The 1725-nt window shown below is 63.8% G+C and carries 1 protein-coding gene; it reads left to right on the top strand.

Going from position 1 to position 1725, the window contains the following annotated elements; translation table 11 throughout:
• Window positions 1–101: 101 nt before the first annotated feature.
• Window positions 102–1725 (top strand): haloacid dehalogenase-like hydrolase (locus AAHM41_RS40105; protein WP_342242239.1); only part of this gene is annotated, 1624 nt, incomplete at its 3' end.

Raw genomic sequence — 1725 nt, 5'->3', positions numbered from 1 at the left:
GCCGCGCCCCGTCTCGGACGGGGTGCGGCTCCTCGGTCGACGCGACTCGACCGAAGGGCGCAAGGGAACCGGCCAACCTGCAAAACAGCGAGGAGGCTGACATGAGGCAAATAGTGAGTGCAGCGCGCCGACCGGTTATCGGTTGGCTGTTCGCCGCGACCGCGGCCGTCTGGCTCGCGATGCTGGCGGCGGCGCCCGCATTTGCTCAGGCCGATGTCCTGCCATCATGGAGCGATGGGCCGGCAAGGCAGGCGATCGTCGATTTCGTGGCCAAGGTCACTGCCGAGGGTGGACCGGATTTCGTACCGCCCGCCGAGCGCATCGCCGTCTTTGACAACGACGGCACGCTCTGGCCGGAAAATCCCATGCCGTTTCAGGTGGCGTTCGTCCTTGACGAAATCAAGCGCCGCGCCCCGAGCGAGCCGCAGCTTGCCGCCGATCCCATGGTGCAGGCCGCCCTCGCGGGCGATATTGCGAAGCTCCTCGAAGGTGCTCATCACGACGGCCTGTTGCGGATCTTCGCGCTCACCCATGCCGGGATGACGACCGAGGACTTCCGCGTCCGGGTCGAGGCGTGGCTCGCTTCTGCCAAACACCCGCGCTTCGCCAAGACTTACGATCAACTGACGTATCAACCGATGCAGGAAGTTCTGGGTTACCTGCGCGCGAACGGCTTCAAGACCTACATCGTTTCGGGCGGCGGCGCCGATTTCATGCGTGTCTGGTCAGAGCGCGTTTATGGCATCCCGCCGGAGCAAGTCGTCGGCTCGACGGGGCGGACCACATTCGAGCTCAAAGACAGCGGACCGGCGCTGGTGAAGACGCTCGACTACTTGTTCGTGGACGACAAGGCGGGCAAGCCGGTCGGCATCTGGCAATTCATCGGCCGCCGGCCCATAGCCTGTTTCGGCAACAGCGATGGCGACCAAGCCATGCTGCAATACACCACGATCAATAACCCGCGTCCCAGCTTCGGTCTCATCGTCCACCATACCGACGGTGACCGTGAATACGCCTACGACGCCGTGACCAAAAGCAGCGGCAAGCTCATCGAGGCCCTGAAGGAGGCCGGGCAGCGCGGCTGGACCGTCGTCAGCATGAAGGACGACTGGAAACAGGTCTTCGCGTTCGAGCAGGGCCCGGTCACGGCCATCGACATCCTGCTGGAACCGGACGACGCGATGCTCGAGCGCGCCGAGGCCGACAATGCCCGCCTGCTCGGTGTCTTCCCGAAGGGCTTCGCCTTGGATGAGGCGCACCGGCCGCACATCACGATGATTCAGCGGTTCGTCCGCACGGAGGACCTCGACGAGGTCTATGCCGCCGCCGGAAAGGTGTTTGCCGGAGCCAATGTCGCCGGCATGAAACTCGAAGCGTTCAGATACTACTATGCCCCGGGCGGAGATGTCGGCGTCGCAGGCATCGTCGCAAAGCCCACCCCCGAATTGCTCGAGCTGCAGCAGAAACTGATCGCCGCCGTGGCGCCTTTCACGGTGGACACTGGAACCATAGCCGCATTCACTGCCGGACACGACAATCCTGCGCTCGACGCGGTAATGATCGAGTATGTTTCGACTTTCGTTCCGAAACAGAGCGACGAGCATTTCAACCCGCACGTCAGCACCGGCGTCGCGCCCCGAGACCACCTCGACAAGAGGCTCGCCGAACCATTCGAGCCATTCACCTTCTCGCCTGCGGGCGCGGCCGTCTACCAGTTGGGCCCTT

Source organism: Inquilinus sp. OTU3971 (assembly GCF_038440215.1).
Note: the sequence above shows the minus strand (reverse complement) of the source record. Positions and strands in the feature narration are given on the sequence as shown.